Annotated in this window: 14 protein-coding genes; 10 read left to right on the plus strand and 4 right to left on the minus strand. The window is 68.4% G+C overall.

Annotated elements, in window-relative coordinates; genetic code table 11:
* Positions 1 to 2: 2 nt before the first annotated feature.
* Genes AAF481_14120 through AAF481_14140 form a run of 5 tightly spaced genes read left to right on the plus strand, consistent with a single transcriptional unit; the run spans position 3 to position 4,710 of the window.
* Positions 3 to 1,514 carry an N-acetylmuramoyl-L-alanine amidase gene (locus AAF481_14120; protein ID MEM7482308.1) on the plus strand — a complete coding sequence of 504 codons (1,512 nt, stop codon included), beginning with the start codon at positions 3 to 5 and terminating at the stop codon, positions 1,512 to 1,514.
* Positions 1,511 to 2,146 carry a GerMN domain-containing protein gene (locus AAF481_14125; GenBank protein MEM7482309.1) on the plus strand — a complete coding sequence of 212 codons (636 nt, stop codon included), beginning with the start codon at positions 1,511 to 1,513 and terminating at the stop codon, positions 2,144 to 2,146. The genes AAF481_14120 and AAF481_14125 overlap by 4 nt, the downstream gene beginning before the upstream one ends.
* Positions 2,147 to 2,153: 7 nt before the next feature.
* A complete protein-coding gene (gene murI, locus AAF481_14130; protein MEM7482310.1) occupies positions 2,154 to 3,011 on the plus strand; it encodes a glutamate racemase in 858 nt (285 codons plus the stop codon).
* Positions 3,012 to 3,015: 4 nt separating this feature from the next.
* Complete coding sequence (gene rph / locus AAF481_14135) at positions 3,016 to 3,831, plus strand: ribonuclease PH (protein MEM7482311.1); 816 nt, start codon at positions 3,016 to 3,018, stop codon at positions 3,829 to 3,831.
* A 6-nt stretch (positions 3,832 to 3,837) separates the two neighbouring features.
* Positions 3,838 to 4,710, plus strand: coding sequence for a decaprenyl-phosphate phosphoribosyltransferase (locus AAF481_14140; GenBank protein MEM7482312.1), 873 nt, complete (start codon positions 3,838 to 3,840; stop codon positions 4,708 to 4,710).
* Position 4,711: 1 nt separating this feature from the next.
* Here AAF481_14140 and AAF481_14145 read toward each other — a convergent pair whose 3' ends face one another.
* Positions 4,712 to 5,173 carry a GNAT family N-acetyltransferase gene (locus AAF481_14145; protein MEM7482313.1) on the minus strand — a complete coding sequence of 154 codons (462 nt, stop codon included), beginning with the start codon at positions 5,171 to 5,173 and terminating at the stop codon, positions 4,712 to 4,714.
* A gap of 10 nt (positions 5,174 to 5,183) precedes the next feature.
* On the minus strand, positions 5,184 to 6,467 hold the full coding sequence (serS, locus tag AAF481_14150) for a serine--tRNA ligase (protein ID MEM7482314.1): 1,284 nt from the start codon (positions 6,465 to 6,467) through the stop codon (positions 5,184 to 5,186).
* A gap of 129 nt (positions 6,468 to 6,596) precedes the next feature.
* Between serS and AAF481_14155 the strand changes: the two genes are divergently transcribed.
* Genes AAF481_14155 through AAF481_14165 form a run of 3 tightly spaced genes read left to right on the plus strand, consistent with a single transcriptional unit; the run spans position 6,597 to position 11,028 of the window.
* Positions 6,597 to 7,883: a hypothetical protein gene (locus AAF481_14155; GenBank protein ID MEM7482315.1), complete on the plus strand. Its 1,287-nt coding sequence runs from the start codon at positions 6,597 to 6,599 to the stop codon at positions 7,881 to 7,883.
* Positions 7,880 to 10,126 (plus strand): hypothetical protein, encoded by a 2,247-nt coding sequence (locus AAF481_14160; protein ID MEM7482316.1) that lies wholly within the window; start codon positions 7,880 to 7,882, stop codon positions 10,124 to 10,126. Before AAF481_14155 ends, AAF481_14160 begins: the two co-directional genes overlap by 4 nt.
* Positions 10,117 to 11,028, plus strand: coding sequence for a glycosyltransferase family 2 protein (locus AAF481_14165; protein MEM7482317.1), 912 nt, complete (start codon positions 10,117 to 10,119; stop codon positions 11,026 to 11,028). Before AAF481_14160 ends, AAF481_14165 begins: the two co-directional genes overlap by 10 nt.
* On the opposite strand, the gene AAF481_14170 is transcribed toward AAF481_14165, so the two are convergent.
* Both AAF481_14170 and ruvB read right to left on the minus strand, forming a co-directional pair.
* Positions 11,017 to 13,167 carry an acetate--CoA ligase family protein gene (locus AAF481_14170; GenBank protein ID MEM7482318.1) on the minus strand — a complete coding sequence of 717 codons (2,151 nt, stop codon included), beginning with the start codon at positions 13,165 to 13,167 and terminating at the stop codon, positions 11,017 to 11,019. The two genes, AAF481_14165 and AAF481_14170, sit on opposite strands and share 12 nt — an antisense overlap.
* Before the next feature lie 51 nt (positions 13,168 to 13,218).
* A complete protein-coding gene (gene ruvB, locus AAF481_14175; protein ID MEM7482319.1) occupies positions 13,219 to 14,256 on the minus strand; it encodes a Holliday junction branch migration DNA helicase RuvB in 1,038 nt (345 codons plus the stop codon).
* A 335-nt stretch (positions 14,257 to 14,591) separates the two neighbouring features.
* Between ruvB and AAF481_14180 the strand changes: the two genes are divergently transcribed.
* Both AAF481_14180 and AAF481_14185 read left to right on the plus strand, forming a co-directional pair.
* Complete coding sequence (locus AAF481_14180) at positions 14,592 to 15,962, plus strand: NAD-dependent succinate-semialdehyde dehydrogenase (GenBank protein MEM7482320.1); 1,371 nt, start codon at positions 14,592 to 14,594, stop codon at positions 15,960 to 15,962.
* A gap of 111 nt (positions 15,963 to 16,073) precedes the next feature.
* Complete coding sequence (locus AAF481_14185; protein ID MEM7482321.1) at positions 16,074 to 17,405, plus strand: mechanosensitive ion channel family protein; 1,332 nt, start codon at positions 16,074 to 16,076, stop codon at positions 17,403 to 17,405.
* Positions 17,406 to 17,441 lie beyond the last annotated feature (36 nt).

Below are 17,441 nucleotides of genomic sequence, written 5' to 3' on the forward strand. Positions count from 1 at the left end.
CCGTGAAGGCTCTTGCCGGCAGGCTTCTGCTCGTTTGCTCCGCCGCCGTTCTGGCGCTCTCCCCGGCCCTGGCGCAGCCCGCCACCTCGGTGAGTTCGGTGTCCTCCGTGATGACCGCCGAAGGACCGTTGTTCCCACTGCAGCCGCTGGTGGATCAGCTCGGCGGCACGCTGACGCCGGGACCCGATGATCAGGGCTTTCGCCTGCAGCTCGATGAGCACACCTACATCTTCGGCCCGGAGAGCGGCTCGCTGGTGGTGGACGACGAGGAACTGGTGCCGCTGCGGCCCGCCCCCATCGGCGGGTCGCAGGGAATTCAGGTGCCCCTCGCCTTCCTGCGGGCGACCTTCGGTGAGGTGATGGGCTACCGCTTCGGCTGGATCGAGGCGGAATCTCGGCTGGTGATCGAGCCCCGCGGCTCGCGGGAGCTGCCGGTACTGGTGGACGTGGTCAACCTGCAAGGGTTGACCACCGTGGTGCTGCAGTTTCCCGAAGCCCCGCGCTACCGGGTGGAGGATTCCCTCGGCGGCCCGGTGCTCCACCTGCTCGACGACCGCATCGCCCCCACCGCCTGGCGCTTCGAAGACAGCGATCCGCTGGTACGCAACATTAAGATTCGCGACCGCCGGGTGGAGCTGGACATCTCCGTGGATGCCTCCTACGACACCTACACTCTGGAGTCCCCCTTCCGGGTGGTGTTCGATGTGCACCCGCGCAGTCAGCGTTCGGCGACCCTGCCCTCGAACGACCTGATCGAGCCCCCGCGGCCGAGCGCCGGCCTTCGCACCATCGTGCTGGACCCCGGTCACGGCGGCGGCGAGACCGGCGCCCTGGGTCCCTCCGGCACGCAGGAAAAGGATCTCACCCTGCTGCTCGCCCGGGCCCTCAAGACGCGCTTGGAGAGCCGCCTGCCGGTACGGGTGCTGCTCACCCGTACCGAGGACACGGAACTGGCCCACGACAGCCGCACCGCCCTGGCCAACCAGAACAAAGCGGACCTGTTCATCTCCCTCCACCTGAACTCCGTCGCCGGCGGCAAGAGCGCCCACGGCGCCGAGACCTATTTCTTGAGCCTGCAGGCGAGCGACGCCCGAGCGGCGCGCTCGGCGGAGTGGGAAAACCAGGGCGCCGATGCGGGCAGCGAGACACCGCCGCCGTCGGACGCCGGCGACCCGCTCTACGATCTCCAGCTCATCCTGTGGGACCTCGCCCAGAGCGAACACCTGATCGAAAGCCAGCGCCTCGCGGCCCTCATCCAGGAAGAGCTGAACGGCGCCCTCGGCCTGCGCGACCGCGGGGTGAAGCAGGCGCCCTTCCGGGTACTGATGGGGGCGGCCATGCCGGCGGTGTTGGTAGAGCTGGGCTTCATCAGCAATCCCGAGGAGGAGCGCAAGCTGCAGGACGCCGGCTACCGCTCCCAGCTCGTGGACGCGGTAACCCGCGCGGTGGTGCGCTTCCGGGCGATGATCGAAGGCCATTCCGTAGACGACGAGGCCACGGAGCCGACGGAATGACCGCCCTCCGGCGCGGACCCCTTTGGGGCTTTGCGCTGCTGGTCACGATCTGGATCGGCTGCGGCGGCGCCGCACCCTCGGCCGAAGACGACACGACGGCGGACGACACCCGGACCTCCGGCCAGACGATCAACCTCTACTTTCCGGGCGAGGGCGGCCTACTCTATCCGGACCCGCGGGACCTCACCCTCACCGGCTCGCCGGAAGAGCGGGTACGCCGGGTGCTCGATGCACTCCTCGAAGGCCCACGGCAGGAATCCCTCCAGGCAATCTTCAGCCGCCCGACGGAGGTGGTCGGGGTGTACCTGACGGATTCCGGCCTGGCCTACATCGACCTGGCACCGGCCGGTGTGACCGCCAAAGCCGAAGCGACGCAAGAGGGCGACGGGCCGGTGGAAACCCCCGAGGTGGAGACCTGGACTCCTGAGGCCGGATCCCTCCAGGAGATCCAGATGGCCTACAGCCTGGTGAATTCAGTGGTACTCAACGTGCCGGAAGTCACCCGCGTGGTGCCTCTGTGGATGGGCGAACAATCGATGACCTTCGCCGGCCACCTCGACACCTCCCGCCCGCTGGCCGCGGCGCCGGACCTGATCGCGCGGCCGAAGGCGGACGCGGACCCCCAGGCTTGAGGTCCTCTTGCACCCGGTAGGACCGCGGGATCTCACGTCCCTCGTCGAGCATCGGCAGCGCCCGATCGGCGTCTTCGACTCCGGCATTGGCGGCCTGACCGTCGCCGCCGCCCTGCGGCGCCGGCTACCGATGGAGTCGATCGTCTACCTGGGCGATACGGCGCGCCTGCCCTACGGCAACAAATCTCCTGAGACGGTGCGACGCTACACCCGCCGCAACGTGGACTTTCTCCTCGACCGCGGCGTCAAAGCGGTGGTGGTGGCCTGCAACACCGCCTCCGCACTCGCCCTCGATGAACTCCACCCGGAAGTGCCGATCTGGGGGGTGATCGGACCCGGCGCGCGGCGCGCCGCGGAGACCTCCGGCGGCCGCGTAGCGGTGATCGCCACCCGCGCCACGGTTCTTTCCGGCGCCTACCAGCGCGCCCTGGAGGCCGAACGGTCGGACCTCGCCATCGAAAGCCGCGCCTGCCCGCTCTTCGTGCCGCTGGTCGAGGAGGGCTGGCACGACGACGCGATCACCGAAGAGGTGGCCCGGCGTTACCTTGCGCCGCTCTTCGACTGGGGGGCGGACACGCTGGTTCTCGGCTGCACCCACTACCCCCTGCTGCGGCCGGTGCTGGCGCGGGTCGCGGGGCCGGAGGTCACCCTGGTGGACTCCGCGGACGCCGTCGCCGACGCGGTGGCCGAGGGCCTGGCGACGGCGGATCTCCTGACCGAGATGACCGAACCCTTCCTAGAACTGTGCGTCACCGATGGCGACGAAGCCTTCCGCAACTTCGCCGGCCGCATCCTCGATCAGCCGCGGCCACCGATGGAATGGGTGGATGTGACGGAATTCGGCCTCCCCGAAGGGGTACGATAGCCCGATGAACGAAACGATCCGCTCCGGCGACCGCGCCGCCGACGCCATGCGCCCGGTCCGCGTCGAGCTAGGACCGATGAAATACGCCGAAGGCTCGGCCCTCATCGACATGGGCGACACGCGGGTGCTGGTGTCCGCCTCGGTGGAGAACCGCGTGCCGCCGTTCCTGCGCGACAAGGGGCTGGGCTGGGTGACCGCCGAGTACGCCATGCTGCCGCGCGCCACCTCCACCCGCTCGGCGCGGGAGGTGACCAAGGGCAAGCCCTCCGGCCGCTCGTCGGAGATCCAGCGGCTGATCGGCCGCAGCCTGCGAGCGGTGGTGGACCGCAGCGCCTTTCCGGACCGTACCCTGTACATCGACTGCGATGTTTTGCAAGCCGACGGCGGCACCCGGACGGCGGCCATCACCGGCGCCTGGGTGGCGATGGTGCAGGCCTTCGGGCACCTCTTCTTGACCGGCGACATCAAGAATTGGCCGGTGGTCGGCCAAATGGCCGCGGTGAGCGCCGGAGTGGTGCAGGACATTCCGCTTCTGGACCTCGAATATTCCGAGGACTCGATCGCCGACGTGGACATGAACGTCGTCGCCACTCGCGACGGCTCGATCATCGAGATCCAGGGCACCGGGGAGACGCGCAGTTTCAGCCGCGCCGAGTTGGACCAACTGATCGACCTCGCCCTGGGCGGCATTGCCCGCCTCGGGGAGTATCAGGATCAGGCCCTCGAACCGGTGATGGCGGAGGTGCGCGCCCTGCGCGACAGGCCCGACCGCCGGCCCGCCGAGCCGCGCGACGAAAAAGATCTTTGGGGAGCGCCGTAGCCGCCCATGTTCGGTGCTCTGATTCGCTCCATGCGCCCCACCCAGTGGGCGAAGAACCTGTTCGTGCTGGCACCGCTGGTGTTCAGCGAACTGCTGCTCGACGGCAACGCGCTACCCCGAGCGCTGGCCGCCTTTGGCGCGTTCTGCCTGGCAGCGTCGGCGATCTACCTGCTCAACGACGTCAAGGATCGCGAGCGCGACCGCCATCACCCCTTGAAACAGCACCGCCCGATCGCCGCCGGCACCCTGCCGGTCTCCGTGGCGGTGGGCGCCGCAGCAGCAGCAGCCATCGTCGCGCTGGTGGTGGCCTGGATGCTCAACCCGGTCTGCGCCCTGGTCGTCGGCATCTACCTGGTGCTCAACGGGCTCTACACCCTCCACCTCAAGGAAGTGGTGATCCTCGATGTGATGATCATCAGCCTCGGCTTTGTGTTGCGGGTGTTGGTCGGCGGCGCCGCCATCGGGGTGGCGATCTCGAACTGGCTGCTGCTGTGCACCATCTTCCTGGCGCTCTTCCTGGCCTTCTCCAAGCGCCGCCACGAGATCACCCTGCTGGCCGACCGGGCAAAGGACCAGCGGTTGGTGCTCGGCCAGTACAGCGAGACCTTCCTCGATCAGATGATCAACGTGGTGACCGCCTCGGCGGTGGTCTCCTACGCCCTGTGGGCCGTCTCGCCGGAGGCGACGGAAGCCTTCGGCGGCACCTACCTGCTCTACACCGTGCCGCTGGTGCTTTTCGGGGTATTTCGATACCTCTACCTGGTGTACCAGAAGCCCGGCAAGCGCAACCCCACCGAGGCGTTGATGGAGGATCTGCCGTTCCTCACCAATCTCGCGCTGTGGGGGACCGCGGTGGTGCTGATCGTCTACGTTGCGTAGCCTACAGGGCCTTCCAGAAAACCACTTTGTCCTCACCGGCCTGGTAAAAATCGCGGATGCGCGCCTCTTCCGTGTAGCCGTTCTTGTCGTAAAAGGTCCGGGTCTGTTCATAGCCGTCGAGGCCGGAGGTTTCGACGATCAGAACGCGCTGGCCGCCCTCGCGCAGGTCGTTCTCGACGTGGCGGAGCAACGCGGCGCCGCGGCCTTTTCTCTGGTCGCCCGGAAGGACGGCGATGAAGTAGAGATTCCAGGTGCCGTCGGTGAAGATTTCCGGCGCGTAGTAGGCGGCCGCCTGCACACCACCGTCGTCATCGACAATCCAGGCGTGCTCCTCCCGTTGGCCATCGAAGTACTCTGAGAGCTGGGCGTCGAGACCTGGAAGTTCAGACGGCGGAAAAAGTCCGCTGGCTTCGGCCAGGTGCAAAAGCGCCGAACGGTCGCCGGACTCAGCGGGTCGAATCATCGGTTGGTTCTCAGGCCGAGGGCCTGATCACTTCGACCCCACCCATCGCCGGCCTCAGCACCTCCGGAATCACCACCGAGCCGTCTGCCTGCTGGTAGTTCTCGAGGATCGCCACCACCGTGCGGCCAACGGCCAGGCCGGAGCCGTTCAAGGTGTGGAGGAAGCGCGGTTTGCCGCCGTCCGTCGGGCGGTAGCGCAGGTTGGAGCGGCGCGCCTGGAAGTCGCCGAAGTTGGAGCAGGAGGAGATCTCCCGAAAGGCCTGCTGGCCCGGCAGCCATACTTCGAGGTCGTAGGTCTTGGCGGAGGAAAAGCCGAGATCGCCGGTGGCGAGGGTGACCACCCGGTACGGCAGCTCCAGCATCTCGAGCACCCGCTCGGCGTGGCCGGTGAGTTCCTCGAGCGCCTGCCAGCTCGACTCCGGGGTGGTGAACTGCACCAGCTCGACCTTGTGGAACTGATGCTGCCGGATCAGGCCTCGCACATCCTTGCCGTAGGAGCCCGCCTCGCTGCGGAAGCAGGGCGTGAACGAGCAGTAGGCGAGCGGCAGCTCCGCCTCGTCGAGCACTTCGTCGCGATGCAGGTTGGTCACCGGCACTTCCGCCGTCGGCACCAGGTAGTACTCGTGCTCGCGGACTTTGAACAGGTCGTGCTCGAATTTCGGAAGCTGGCCGGTTCCGAACAGTGAATCGGCGTTGACCATGTAGGGGGGGATCACTTCGGTGTAGCCGTGGCGTTCGCCGTGGAGGTCGAGCATCAGGCCGATCAGGGCGCGCTCCAACCGGGCGCCGAGGCCGAAGTAAGCGGTGAATCGCGCACCGGTGACCTTCGCCCCGCGCTCGAAATCGAGGATGCCGAGGCGGGTGCCAAGATCCCAGTGGGCCTGGGGTTCGAAGTCGAACTCCGTCGGTTCGCCGATCACCCGCTCGATGCGGTTGTCCGATTCGTCCTCGCCCTCCGGCACACTGTCGTGCGGCACGTTCGGCAGGGAGGCTTCGATCACCGACAGGTCGCGCTCGATGGCGGCGAGCTTCTCTTCCGCCTGGGCGATCTGTTTCTTGAGCCGGCCAACGGCTTCGATCGCCTCGGAGGCATCGCCCCCCTGCTGCTTGATCCGGCCGATCGCCTTGCTGGACTCATTGCGTTGGCGCTTGTGGTCTTCCGCCTCCACCAACAAGGAGCGGCGCTCACCGTCCAGCTCGCTCCAGCGGTCGATCAACTGCGGGTCGGCGCGGCGGCTGGCAAGGGCCTGGCGCACGCGCTCCGCATCACTGCGAAGTAGGTCTCGGGAGAGCATGATCGCAGGAGTCTAGCAGCGATGCTGACGAGACCGATACGCGACCGAAGTAAGATGCCGCAACCCGTGTCGATGCTTCGCTACAGCACCCATTCTGCGACCTCGAGGACCCTCCTCGGGCGTCTTGCCATGTGCGCTGTGACAGCCCTTCTCGCCTTCGGTTTCGCCGCCTTGGAACGGACCCCCGAAGGCATCCTCGAAACGATTTGGCTGGGGACGACCGCGGTGCTCGGACTGGTGCTCGGAGCCGCGCTCGGCGGGCGTTGGCTGGCGCCGGGTGCAGTGACCCTCGGCACCGTCCTCATCGCTCTGCCGCCGGGGCCGAGCCGGTCCACGGCGGTGTTGGCGCTGGCCCTGGCCCTGGTGATCGCCGAGGGCATTCACGCCCTGCAGCAACAGCATCAGAGCTGGATTGAACGCTTCGCGGTGCTCGCGCCGCTGGCCCTCGCCGCCCAGCTCGTCTGGCGCGGCGCGACGCTGTTCGAGGATGGGGTGGCCACGGGATCGTGGCTGCTCCCGGCCGTTCGGCTGCTGGCCCCGCCGGTCGCCGCCGCGGCGGCGCTGGCGTTTCTAACCGACGCCCGGCGGGCGGCCACCGTCGCGGCCCTCGTCGTGCTGTTCGGCCCCGGCTGGAATCTCACCACTACCGTTCTCGTGGCCCCTGCCGCCTGGGTCGCATCGCGCCTGCCGGCGGCTGTCGAGCGATGGGCGCGCGGCGGGGTTCTGGTGCTGTTTTTCTTCGCTGCCGCGGCCGCCGCGTACCCCTGGCTCGCAGCGCACCCCTCGAGCGCGGCCTTCAACGCACGTCCGGCTCTGACGGTGATGCTCCTGGTCGCCGGGTCGGCGGCGGCTCGACCGATGCGGCGCGGCTGGATCCGAGTCCTAGGCGCGACGGTGGCGGCGCTCGCGGCCCTCGCCTGCCTGCCGCCGGCGCCCGGCGTGGTCCCGCTGCCGGTGGACGCTTCCCTCACCGTTGAGCGACCGCAGATCCGCCTCGCCGTACCGGAGGGCGACAGCACCCGCCTGCTCCTTTCGACCAGCCTGTCGAATTCGGTGGAGTTGCCCGCGGGCACCGAGGTCGCCCGCCTCCAATGGCTCTCCCCGGCGGCCGGCGGAGACGGCGATCGGGTGATCTTCCAGGCGTCTCTGCTGGCCGGTCGCGATACCGCCGAGTGGGCCGCCCGGCGGCCGGACGTGCGCGCCGCCCTGGAGGGTGCGGCGGACGATACCCCCACCGCCTTCCACTGGCTCAGTGCGCACAACGATGGTCCTTTCTTCGGCACCGTGTACCGCGCCGAGGTGAAAGCTCCGGACCCTCTGCCCGGCGGTGAGGACGCGGCGCTGCGCTGGATCCGATCTCCGAATCTACCGCCGGAGGTGCTGGTGCGCATCCACCGCCTCGAGGTGGCGCCGTGACGATCTTGATCTTGCTGGTCGCGGCTCTTGTGCTGCGGTGGATCGATCCGCTCCCCGCGGGTGACCCGCTCTCCGGCACCCTGCTGGCCTTGCCGCTGGTGATGGCCGCCCTGCACGGACTCGAACGGGCCGCGCGGCGGCGAGGAGGCCGCCGCCTTCGGCCGGCGGTGGTTCGCGCCCAGGCGGGGCTCGCCGCGGCCTTGGGGCTCGTCGCGGCGGGCCGCTCGCTGCTGCCGATCGATCTGTCGCCGGAGTTCCTCGCCGCGGGGCTCTTCCTGCTGCTCGTCCACCGAGTGGCCCACCAGGTAATGGCGCTGCGGCCGCTCTTAGGCGAACGCTTGCCGGGGTCGCCTTCGTGGCTGTTTTTCGCCCTGCCGCTGGTGGTCTATGCGGCGCTCATCCCGTGGTCTACCCACCACCGGCCACCGGACGGCGATGAGCCTTTCTACCTGCTGATCACCCACAGCCTGGCGCATGACTTCGACGCGGACTTGACCAACAACTATGCCGATGGCGACTGGCGCTACTTTCTCGACCGCCCGCTGGAGCCGCAGCCGGGCGATCCGGTGGGGCCGGAAGGACAGCTCTTCTCGCGCCACAACGAGGCCCTGCCGGTGGCGCTGGTGCCGGCCTACGCACTCTACGGAAAACTTGGCGCTCTCTTGATGATGGCCGCCCTCGCCGCGGCCCTCGCCTGGCTTACCCTTCGCCTCGCTCGGCACTACACGCCGCACCGCCCCGGCGGCGCGCTCCTCGCCTGGGCGCTCTTCGCCTTCGCGCCGCCGCTGCTGCTCTACAGCTACCAGGTGTGGGTGGAAGTGCCGGCGGCGCTCTTGGGGATGATCGCCCTCGACCTGATCCACGGCGGGGCTCCCGCCCTGGCGGGCCGTCGGCCGCACTGGAGCGGCCGGCGCTGGCTGGCCCTGGCCGTGCCGGTGTTCTTGCTGCCGCTCCTGAAGATTCGGTTCATGCTGCTGGCGGTACCGCTCCTGGCCCTCGCCTGGTGGTATTCCGGCCGCCGCATGCGGCCGGCCCTCGCCCTCGGCGGCGCCCTCGGTCTGCTGGGCGTGGGCATCCTGCTCTACAACCAAGCCCTCTACGGCAATCCCCTGAAGATCCATAGCTGGGGCGAACTGGAGCCCAGCGCCTACGGAGTGATCGAGTACGTGAAAGGCAGCCTTGGCCTGTTCTGGGACAGCGCCTTCGGCCTCTTTGCCTGCGCGCCGCTGTGGCTCCTGCTCATTCCCGCCGTGATGCGGCGCTGGAACCCTCCCTGGCCGGGCGCTTCCCCCGCGCTCGCGGACCGTACCGGGCGCATCCTGTTCGATTTGGCGGTGTTCTCGTTCCCGTACCTGTTCATCGTGGTGCCGCGTTCCGAGTGGTACGGCGGCTGGTCGCCACCCTTCCGCTACGCCCTGGTCGCCCTGCCGCTCCTCACCCTGCTGTTGGTGCCACTCTTTGACCGCTACCGCCGTTCGCACGCCGGAGCGATCAACCGGCACTACGGCGGCGCCCGCATCCTGCTCGCCCTCCTCGGTTTCGCAACGCTGGTGTTGTCGGTGCTGTGGGTGACGGTGCCCGGCTGGACCTACAGCTTCGCCGACGGTCGCAGCTATGTGCTCGACGCCCTGTCCGCCCGCACCGGCCTGGATATGGCCCGGCTGTTCCCGAGTTCCATCCGACTGCGGCCGGCTACCTGGCTGTGGCCCATCGTCGGCGGGGTGGTCGTGTGGCTCCTGTGGAACCTGCGCGCCCAGGTGCGGCGACCCGCCTCGTGGGGAGCCGGTGCGCTGCTCGCCCTCACCGCCGGCCTGTTCACCGCCGCCAGCACCCTGCCGAACCGGGTGATCCACTTCGAGGACCCGCAGATCGCCAAATCCGGCGGCCACGTCTACCCGGAACGCTGGATCATCGAGCGACGGCGCTTCGACGGCGGCTGGACCCTGCGCGAGGGCGAGCGGGCCACGGCGCCGGTGGTCGCCGGCGGCCGGGCCGCCACCCTACGCCTCAAGGTGCTCTTTGTGCGCAACCAACGAGCGCCCCTCGACCTCGAAGTGCGAGCCGGCGACGTGATCCTCGACACCTGGCGGGCGCGGGACGACCGGGAGTGGTCCTGGATCGAGGTGGGACCGGTGTTCTGGCCGGCGGGCGAGGATCTGGTGGTCGTCGCCCGCAAGCCGAACAAGGAAGGGCGGCCGAACGGCGTGATCCTCGACCGGGTGGAGTTCACCTGGTGGCCGTAACACCGCAGATCTCCGCAGTGGTCCCCACTCTCGGCCGCAGCCCGCTGCTGGCGGAATGCCTGGAAGCGCTGCGGGCGGACGGCGGCGCGGCGCTGGAGATCGTCCTGGTCCTGCCGGCGGGGTTCGAACTACCGGCAGCGATCGCAGGGCTGATGGACCGGCGCGTGCGCCTCCCCGAACCGGCCGGATTCGCCACCGCCACCAACGCCGGCATCGCCGCCGCCACGGCGCCGTTCCTCGCCACCGTCAATGACGACGCGGTGATCCAACCGGGCTGGTGCGCCACCCTTCACGCCGAGTTGGAGAAGGACCCCGCCCTCGGTGCGGTACAAGGGGTCAACCTTCGCTACGACACACCGGCGGTCATCGATGGCGCGGGGCTCGAATGGAACTCTTGGTGGCAGGCGATTCAGCTCGGCCACGGGGAGCCGTTCGACGAGTCGACGGCGCCGCGGAAGGTCTTCGGCGTGTCGGCGACCGCCGCACTCTATCGCCGCGAGGCTCTCGATGCGGCGGCCCATCGACACGGCAAGTTCTTCGACGAGCGCCTCGGGAGCTACTACGAGGACGCCGAGCTGGCGGTGCGCCTGCGGCGGGCCGGCTGGCGCGCCCGGTCGGTGCCCGCGGCCCGCGCCCTTCACGCCGGCTCCACCACCAGCGGCGCGATGAGCGTCCGCCGCTGGCGCTGGATCCACGGCAACCGCTGGTTGGCGGCGGCGGCGCTTTTGGGCGAGGACTTTCGAGGCGAGCTGCCCCGACTCTTGACCAGGGACTTGCGCGACCTGGTGCGGGCCGCTGCGACCCTGAATGCCCGCCGCATCGCCGGCATCTTGCTCGGCTGGGGCCGTGCCGGAAAGCGCCTGAGAGGCTTTCGGCACGGGAACCCTCCACTAGGGACTTGACGGCCCCTCGCTGCCAGCGGTGTCCACCCGGATGCGAACATCCACCGCCTTGGCGGTGTCGGCGTCCGGGCCGGCGAGGAAGGGGTTGATGTCCAGCTCGCGGATCACCGGGTGACGCTCGGCGAGTTGGGCGAGACGGAGCAGGGTATCGACCAGGCGGTCGAGGTCGGCGCCGGCTTCGCCGCGCACCCCTTCGAGCAACGCAAAGCCGCGGATGCCGCGCACCATCTCCTCCGCCTCGTGGCGGTCCAGGGGGGTGACGCCGAAGCGCACGTCCTTGAACACCTCGACATATTTGCCGCCCAGACCGAACATCACCAGCGGCCCGAAACGCGGATCGGTGGAGATGCCGAAGATCACCTCGTGGCCGCCGCGCACCATCTCCTGCACCAGGTAGCCGGTCGGCGGATAGCCGGCTTCGGTCAACGACCGCCGCATCTCGACAACCGCCCGGCGCACCGCCGCTTCGTCCTCCAAACCCACCACCACGCCGCCCAGGTCGCTCTTGTGGACCAGGCCTTCGGCGTCCGCCTTGATCACCACCGGGAAACCCAGCCCCCGGGCCGCCGCCACCACCGCTTCGGTGCCTTCGTCCTCGGAGGCATCGGAGGTGGTGCGAATGAAGCTCGATCCGGCCCGCGGCACGCCATAGAGGTCGAGCACGGCGAAAGCGTCGTCGGAGGGCAAGTAGCCCTCGCCGGCGCGCCGCAGAATCTCCGAGACGGCCGCGTCGTCCACTTCGAACTTCGGCGCCTCGACCACCGGCCGCCGGCGCCACTCAGCGTAGCGGGCGAGGGTTTTCATCGCTCGGGCGGCGGATTCCGGGAAGCGGTAGACCGGGGGATGGTGCGGCTGGTGCTTGATGGTCTCGTAGAACTCCTCCGTCGCCATCATCACCACCAGAACGGGTTTTTCGGCGCCCTGGCAGACCTCCGAGATGGATTCCAGGACGTCCATCGGGTTGGTCAGGAGCGGCGTGACGTTGATCACCATGGCGAGGTCGACGGAGTCGTCGTCGAGCACCGCCTGGAGAGTGCGGGCATACTGCTCCTGCGAGGCGGAAGCGATCATGTCCACCGGGTTGTGGACGCTGGCCTCGGCCGGCAGAAAGCTCGCCAGGGTGGCCTCCGTGGCCGCCGACAGCTCGGCCATCGAAAGGCCGAGGTTGACGCAAGCGTCCGTCGCCATGATCGCCGGGCCGCCGGCGTTGGTGACGATGCCCACCCGCGAACCGGCCGGCAGCGGACAACGGTCGAGGGCGCGGGCGATGTGGAACAGCTCTTCGATGGTGTCCGCCCGCAGCACCCCGCACTGCTCCAGGAAGGCGGACACGGTGACGTCCGCGCCGGCGATGGCGCCGGTGTGGCTGGAGGCCGCCCGCGCCCCCTCGCTGGTGCGGCCCGACTTGACCACCAGGATCGGCTTCTCGCGGCTCACCCGCTTGGCGATCTGGGTGAAATGCCGAGGGTTGCCGAAGGACTCCAGGTACATGGCGATGACCTTGGTGCCGTCGTCGTGCTCCCAATACTCCAGCAGGTCGTTGCCGGAGACGTCCGCCTTGTTGCCCATGGACGCGAACTGCGTCAGGCCGATGCCCAGCTCCTGGGCGACGTTCAGAATCGCCACGCCGAGGGCGCCTGACTGGCTGACGAATCCGATGGAGCCGGCCACCGCCGGGGTGGGGGCGAAAGTGGCATTCAGAGAGAACGCCGGATCGGTATTGATCACCCCCATGCAGTTGGGACCGACCATCCGCATGCCGGCGGCGCGCACTTTGGCGCACAGCTCGCGCTCCATCCGCGCCCCCTCTTCGCCAGTTTCGGCGAAGCCGGCGGTGACCACCACCAGACCCTTGACACCGTGCTCGATGCAGTCGTCCACCACCTCCGGCACATGCTCCCTGGGCACCGCGATCACCGCCAGGTCTACCGCCTCGGGAATCTCGCCGACGGAGCCGTAGGCCTTCAGCGAGTGGATCGCCCCGGCCTTGGGGTTGACCGGAAATACCGCTCCCTCGAACTGTGCCTTGAGTAGGTTGTGGATCAGCGAATAGCCGATCGAGCCGCGATCCCGCGAAGCGCCCACCACGGCGACGGAGCGGGGCGAAAAGATGGGGTCCAGCGAGCGAGGGGAAGTCATCTATGAATACTCCGTTCGAGGGCTGTGAGGGCGAGAGCGCCCGGAGGTGAGTTACTCAAACAGGGGCAGCGATGTCCCTGGACTTTTCGGTGACGTCGGATAGCCCAAATGCTCGTAGGCACGGCGGGTCGCCACCCGGCCACGCGGCGTGCGCTGCAGAAAGCCCTCCTGGATCAGGAAGGGTTCGTAGAGATCTTCCAGCGTGCTGCTGTCCTCGCCCACCGCGGCGGCCAGCGCCTTCAATCCCACCGGGCCGCCGTCGTAGTGCTCGATCAGAATGCCGAGAAGCTTGCGGTCGAGATCGTCGAAGCCGAAGTCGTCCACCTCCAACTGGTGGAGAGCCTGGCGGGCGATCTCCCGGTCGATCTCGCCGTCGGCCTTGACCTCGGCGAAGTCGCGCACCCGGCGCAGCAGGCGGTTGGCGATGCGCGGCGTGCCGCGGCTGCGGCGGGCAATCTCCTGGGCGCCGGCGCCGTCGATCGGTACGCCGAGGATGGCGGCGGAGCGATCGACGATGGTCGAGAGCTCTCGCGAGGAGTAGAAGTCGAGCCGATGGACGATGCCAAAGCGCGCCCGCAGGGGCGACGAGATGAGTGAAGCGCGGGTGGTGGCGCCGACCAGCGTGAAGCGCGGCAGGTCGTGCCGCACGGTGCTCGCCGAGGGGCCCTGGCCGAGGACCAGATCCAGAGCGAAATCTTCGAGCGCCGGATAGAGGATTTCTTCGACCGTCGGTCCCAGGCGGTGGATCTCGTCGATGAACAAGACGTCGCCGGGTTCGAGGTTGATCAGCACCGCCGCCAAATCGCCGGCCTTTTCGAGCACCGGGCCGGAGGTGACCCGGATCTCAGCACCCATCTCCTGGGCGATGATGTGCGCCAGGGTGGTCTTGCCGAGGCCCGGCGGTCCGAACAGCAGAACGTGATCCAAAACTTCGTTGCGGCCGCGGGCAGCGCTGATGAAGATACGGAGGTTCTCGACCAGCTTCTCCTGGCCGATGTACTCGGTCAGCTCCCGGGGGCGCAGGCTGGCTTCGCTGCGCAGGTCCTCCGGAAAGGCCGCCGCCGACAGCACCTCCCGTTCGTAGTCCATGGAGGGCATTGTAGCCCGGTTAGCAGACCGCTGAAGAACCGCTGCGCGGACGCTTTCAGCAGCGCTGCTACCGTTGTGATCAGGGGGCTAGGCGCCCCCTCGCCCGAAGGTACAGCTTTCGGGCTCACCCCATCCCACGGCGGCCGAGCCGCCGCCTCGCCCTTTGGGCTCGGTCGTAGATTCTCCTTCAGTCGTTCTGTACCGGGCCTGCTCGGTATCAGACTGCACTGCCTCGCCTTCCCGGCCGCAGGCCGAGGATCACCTTCGAGGCCAATTAGCCCGCGAGATAGCATTCCGCATGGTCCCTTGCTTCGCGTTCGAACACAGGAGAGCCCATGTCCAGTTTCGAAGTCGTCAATCCCGCCACCTGTAGATCCGTGCGCTCCTACCCGGGGCACTCGACCGAACAGGTGCAGAGCATTCTGGGTCAGGTCGACGCGGCCCAAAGAGAGTGGTCCACCACCCGCTTCGCCGAACGGGCTCGGCACCTCCGGGTCGCCGGCGAGGCGCTCCGGGAACGCGCCGGCGAGTTGGCGGAACGGATGGCCGAAGAGATGGGTAAGCCGGTCTCCCAAGGGCGATCCGAAGCGGAAAAATGTGCATGGGTCTGTGACTACTACGCCGACCACGGAGAGTCATTCCTGGAGCCCGAGGACGCCGAAACGGACGCCACGCACAGCTTCGTCGCCTATCGTCCGCTCGGAGTGGTGCTGGCGGTGATGCCCTGGAACTTCCCTTTCTGGCAGGTCTTCCGCTTCCTGGCACCGGCCCTGATGGCCGGCAACGGTGGCGTGCTCAAGCACGCCTCCAACGTACCCGGCTGCGCCCTCGCCATCGAGGAGCTGATCCGCCGGGCGGGTTTCCCACGGCACATCTTCCGCACCCTGCTGATCTCCTCGGACCAAGTGGCGGCGGTGCTGGAAGACGACCGAGTACGAGCGGCGACCCTCACCGGCAGCACGCCAGCAGGCAGGGCGGTGGCCGCCAAGGCCGGAGAACAACTGAAGAAGACGGTCCTGGAGCTCGGCGGCAGCGACCCCTACCTGATCCTCGCCGACGCGGATCTCGCAGCCGCCGCCGCCATCTGCGCCCAAAGCCGGCTGATCAACTCCGGCCAAAGCTGCATTGCCGCCAAGCGCTTCATCGTGGTGGAGTCGGTGCGGGAGACCTTCGAGCGCCTGCTGCTTGCGGAGATGTCCGAGGCGAAGATGGGCGACCCCATGGACGAAGCAACGGATCTCGGCCCCCAGGCACGCGAGGATCTGCGCGACGAGCTGCACGAGCAGGTCGAGCGCAGCCTAGAGGCCGGCGCCCGGTGCCTCCTCGGCGGCGAGATTCCCGCCGGCGACGGCGCCTTCTACCCGCCGACGGTGCTGACGGATGTCGCCCGCGGCATGGCGGCCTACGAAGAAGAACTCTTCGGGCCGGTGGCCGCGATCATTCCGGTGAGCGACGAAGAGGAAGCCATTCGGGTAGCCAACGACAGCGACTTCGGCCTCGGCGCCGCGGTCTTCACGGCCGACACCGAACGCGGCGAGCGCATCGCCACCGAACGACTCGAAGCCGGCTGCTGCTTCGTCAACGATTTCGTCAAGTCCGACCCGCGGCTGCCCTTCGGCGGCATCAAGCAAAGCGGCTACGGACGGGAGCTGGCGCGCTTCGGCATCCGCGAGTTCGTCAACACCAAAACCGTCTATGTCCGCTAGCAGGTTGCTGAAAAAAGCCCTGTGGGCTCGATTGCAGGGTGCTGAACGGCCTGTCGGAGTTCTTCAGCGCCCTGCCAGCCAGCAGCGACCAGCGTTCAGGAGATCTACCGCATGATTCACCGTTTCATCCGCCCGCTGCCGGCGGCCCTCGCCCTCGCTCTTCTCCTGCTCCAGGCACCGACGGCGCGCGGCCAGGGCGAAGAAGCCGCAGCCACCGGCACCCTCAGGGCCGAGGTGGAAACCACCGACGACGAAACCCTGGCCCGCGGTTTGGAGCAGCGCTTCGACCAGATCGACGATCTGGCCGGCGTGGAGGCGAGCGCCGAAGCCGGCGTGGTGACCCTCGCCGGCAAGGTGCTTTCCGAAGCGGACCGCCTCGAGGCGGAGGAACTGGCCCGGCAGATCGAAGGCGTGGCCGGCGTTTCGAACCGGATCGAGGTCGAGCTCGATCCGCGGCTACGCCTCGCCCCGGCTCTGGATGAAGCTACGGATCGTCTGCGTACGCTGATCTCTTATCTGCCGCTCTTCCTCATCGCGCTGGTGATCGTCGTTCTTTTCTACCTGCTGGCCCGCTGGGTGGGCCGCTGGGACGGCCTGTATGCCCGCATCGCCCACAACCGCTTCGCCCAGGACATTCTGCGTCAGGCGGTGCGCACCGGCATCCTGGTGGTCGGCATCCTGGTGGCGCTGGAGTTGCTCGACGCCACCGCTCTGGTCGGCGCGGTGCTCGGCGCCGCCGGCGTTCTCGGCTTGGCCTTGGGCTTCGCCTTCCGCGACCTGGTGGAAAACTACCTGGCGAGCGTCCTGATGAGCCTGCGCCAGCCCTTCGCGCCGAACGATCACGTCCGGATCGACGACCTCGAAGGCAAGGTGGTGCGCTTGACCTCCCGGGCGACTATTCTGATGACCCTCGACGGCAACCACCTGCGGATTCCCAACTCGCAGGTGTTCAAGGGCGTGATCCTCAACTACAGCCGCAACCCCAACCGCCGCTTCGACTTTGGCGTCGGCGTGGGGGTGGGTGAGGACTTGGTGGAGGCACAGCGGCTCGGGGTCGACGCCCTCGTCACGATGGAGAGCGTGCTCGAGGATCCGGGTCCACGGGCGCTGATCACCGAACTCGGCGATTCGAGCGTGACGCTGCGCTTCTGGGGCTGGGTGGACCAGCGCGAAGCGGATTTCGGCAAGGTCAAAGGGGAGGCCATCCGACGGGTCAAGAAGGTGCTCGAAGGGGCCGGCATGGACCTACCGGAGCCGATCTATCGGATCCACATGGTGCGGGGCGGCGCGCCGGAACCGGCCACCCCACCGGCCGCGCCGCCCAACCGGGACCACGTCGCGGACCTCACACCGGACGATGACGTGGAACGCCAGATCGCCGAAGACCGCGCCACCGACGAGGGTGGCACCGATCTCCTGTCCGAGAGCGGACCGACGGAGTAGGACCGCGGCGCGGCTTCGCTCCATCACCGGCGGCAC

Source organism: Acidobacteriota bacterium (genome assembly GCA_039030395.1).
Lineage (GTDB): Bacteria > Acidobacteriota > Thermoanaerobaculia > Multivoradales > JBCCEF01 > JBCCEF01.

Coding starts and splice junctions, on each gene's coding strand:
- AAF481_14125 (MEM7482309.1), top strand. CDS start 1,511: ATGACCGCCCTCCGGCGCGGACCCCTTTGGGGCTTTGCGCTGCTGGTC.
- rph (MEM7482311.1), top strand. CDS start 3,016: ATGAACGAAACGATCCGCTCCGGCGACCGCGCCGCCGACGCCATGCGC.
- AAF481_14140 (MEM7482312.1), top strand. CDS start 3,838: ATGTTCGGTGCTCTGATTCGCTCCATGCGCCCCACCCAGTGGGCGAAG.
- AAF481_14145 (MEM7482313.1), bottom strand. CDS start 5,173: ATGATTCGACCCGCTGAGTCCGGCGACCGTTCGGCGCTTTTGCACCTG.
- serS (MEM7482314.1), bottom strand. CDS start 6,467: ATGCTCTCCCGAGACCTACTTCGCAGTGATGCGGAGCGCGTGCGCCAG.
- AAF481_14155 (MEM7482315.1), top strand. CDS start 6,597: ATGTGCGCTGTGACAGCCCTTCTCGCCTTCGGTTTCGCCGCCTTGGAA.
- AAF481_14170 (MEM7482318.1), bottom strand. CDS start 13,167: ATGACTTCCCCTCGCTCGCTGGACCCCATCTTTTCGCCCCGCTCCGTC.
- ruvB (MEM7482319.1), bottom strand. CDS start 14,256: ATGGACTACGAACGGGAGGTGCTGTCGGCGGCGGCCTTTCCGGAGGAC.
- AAF481_14180 (MEM7482320.1), top strand. CDS start 14,592: ATGTCCAGTTTCGAAGTCGTCAATCCCGCCACCTGTAGATCCGTGCGC.
- AAF481_14185 (MEM7482321.1), top strand. CDS start 16,074: ATGATTCACCGTTTCATCCGCCCGCTGCCGGCGGCCCTCGCCCTCGCT.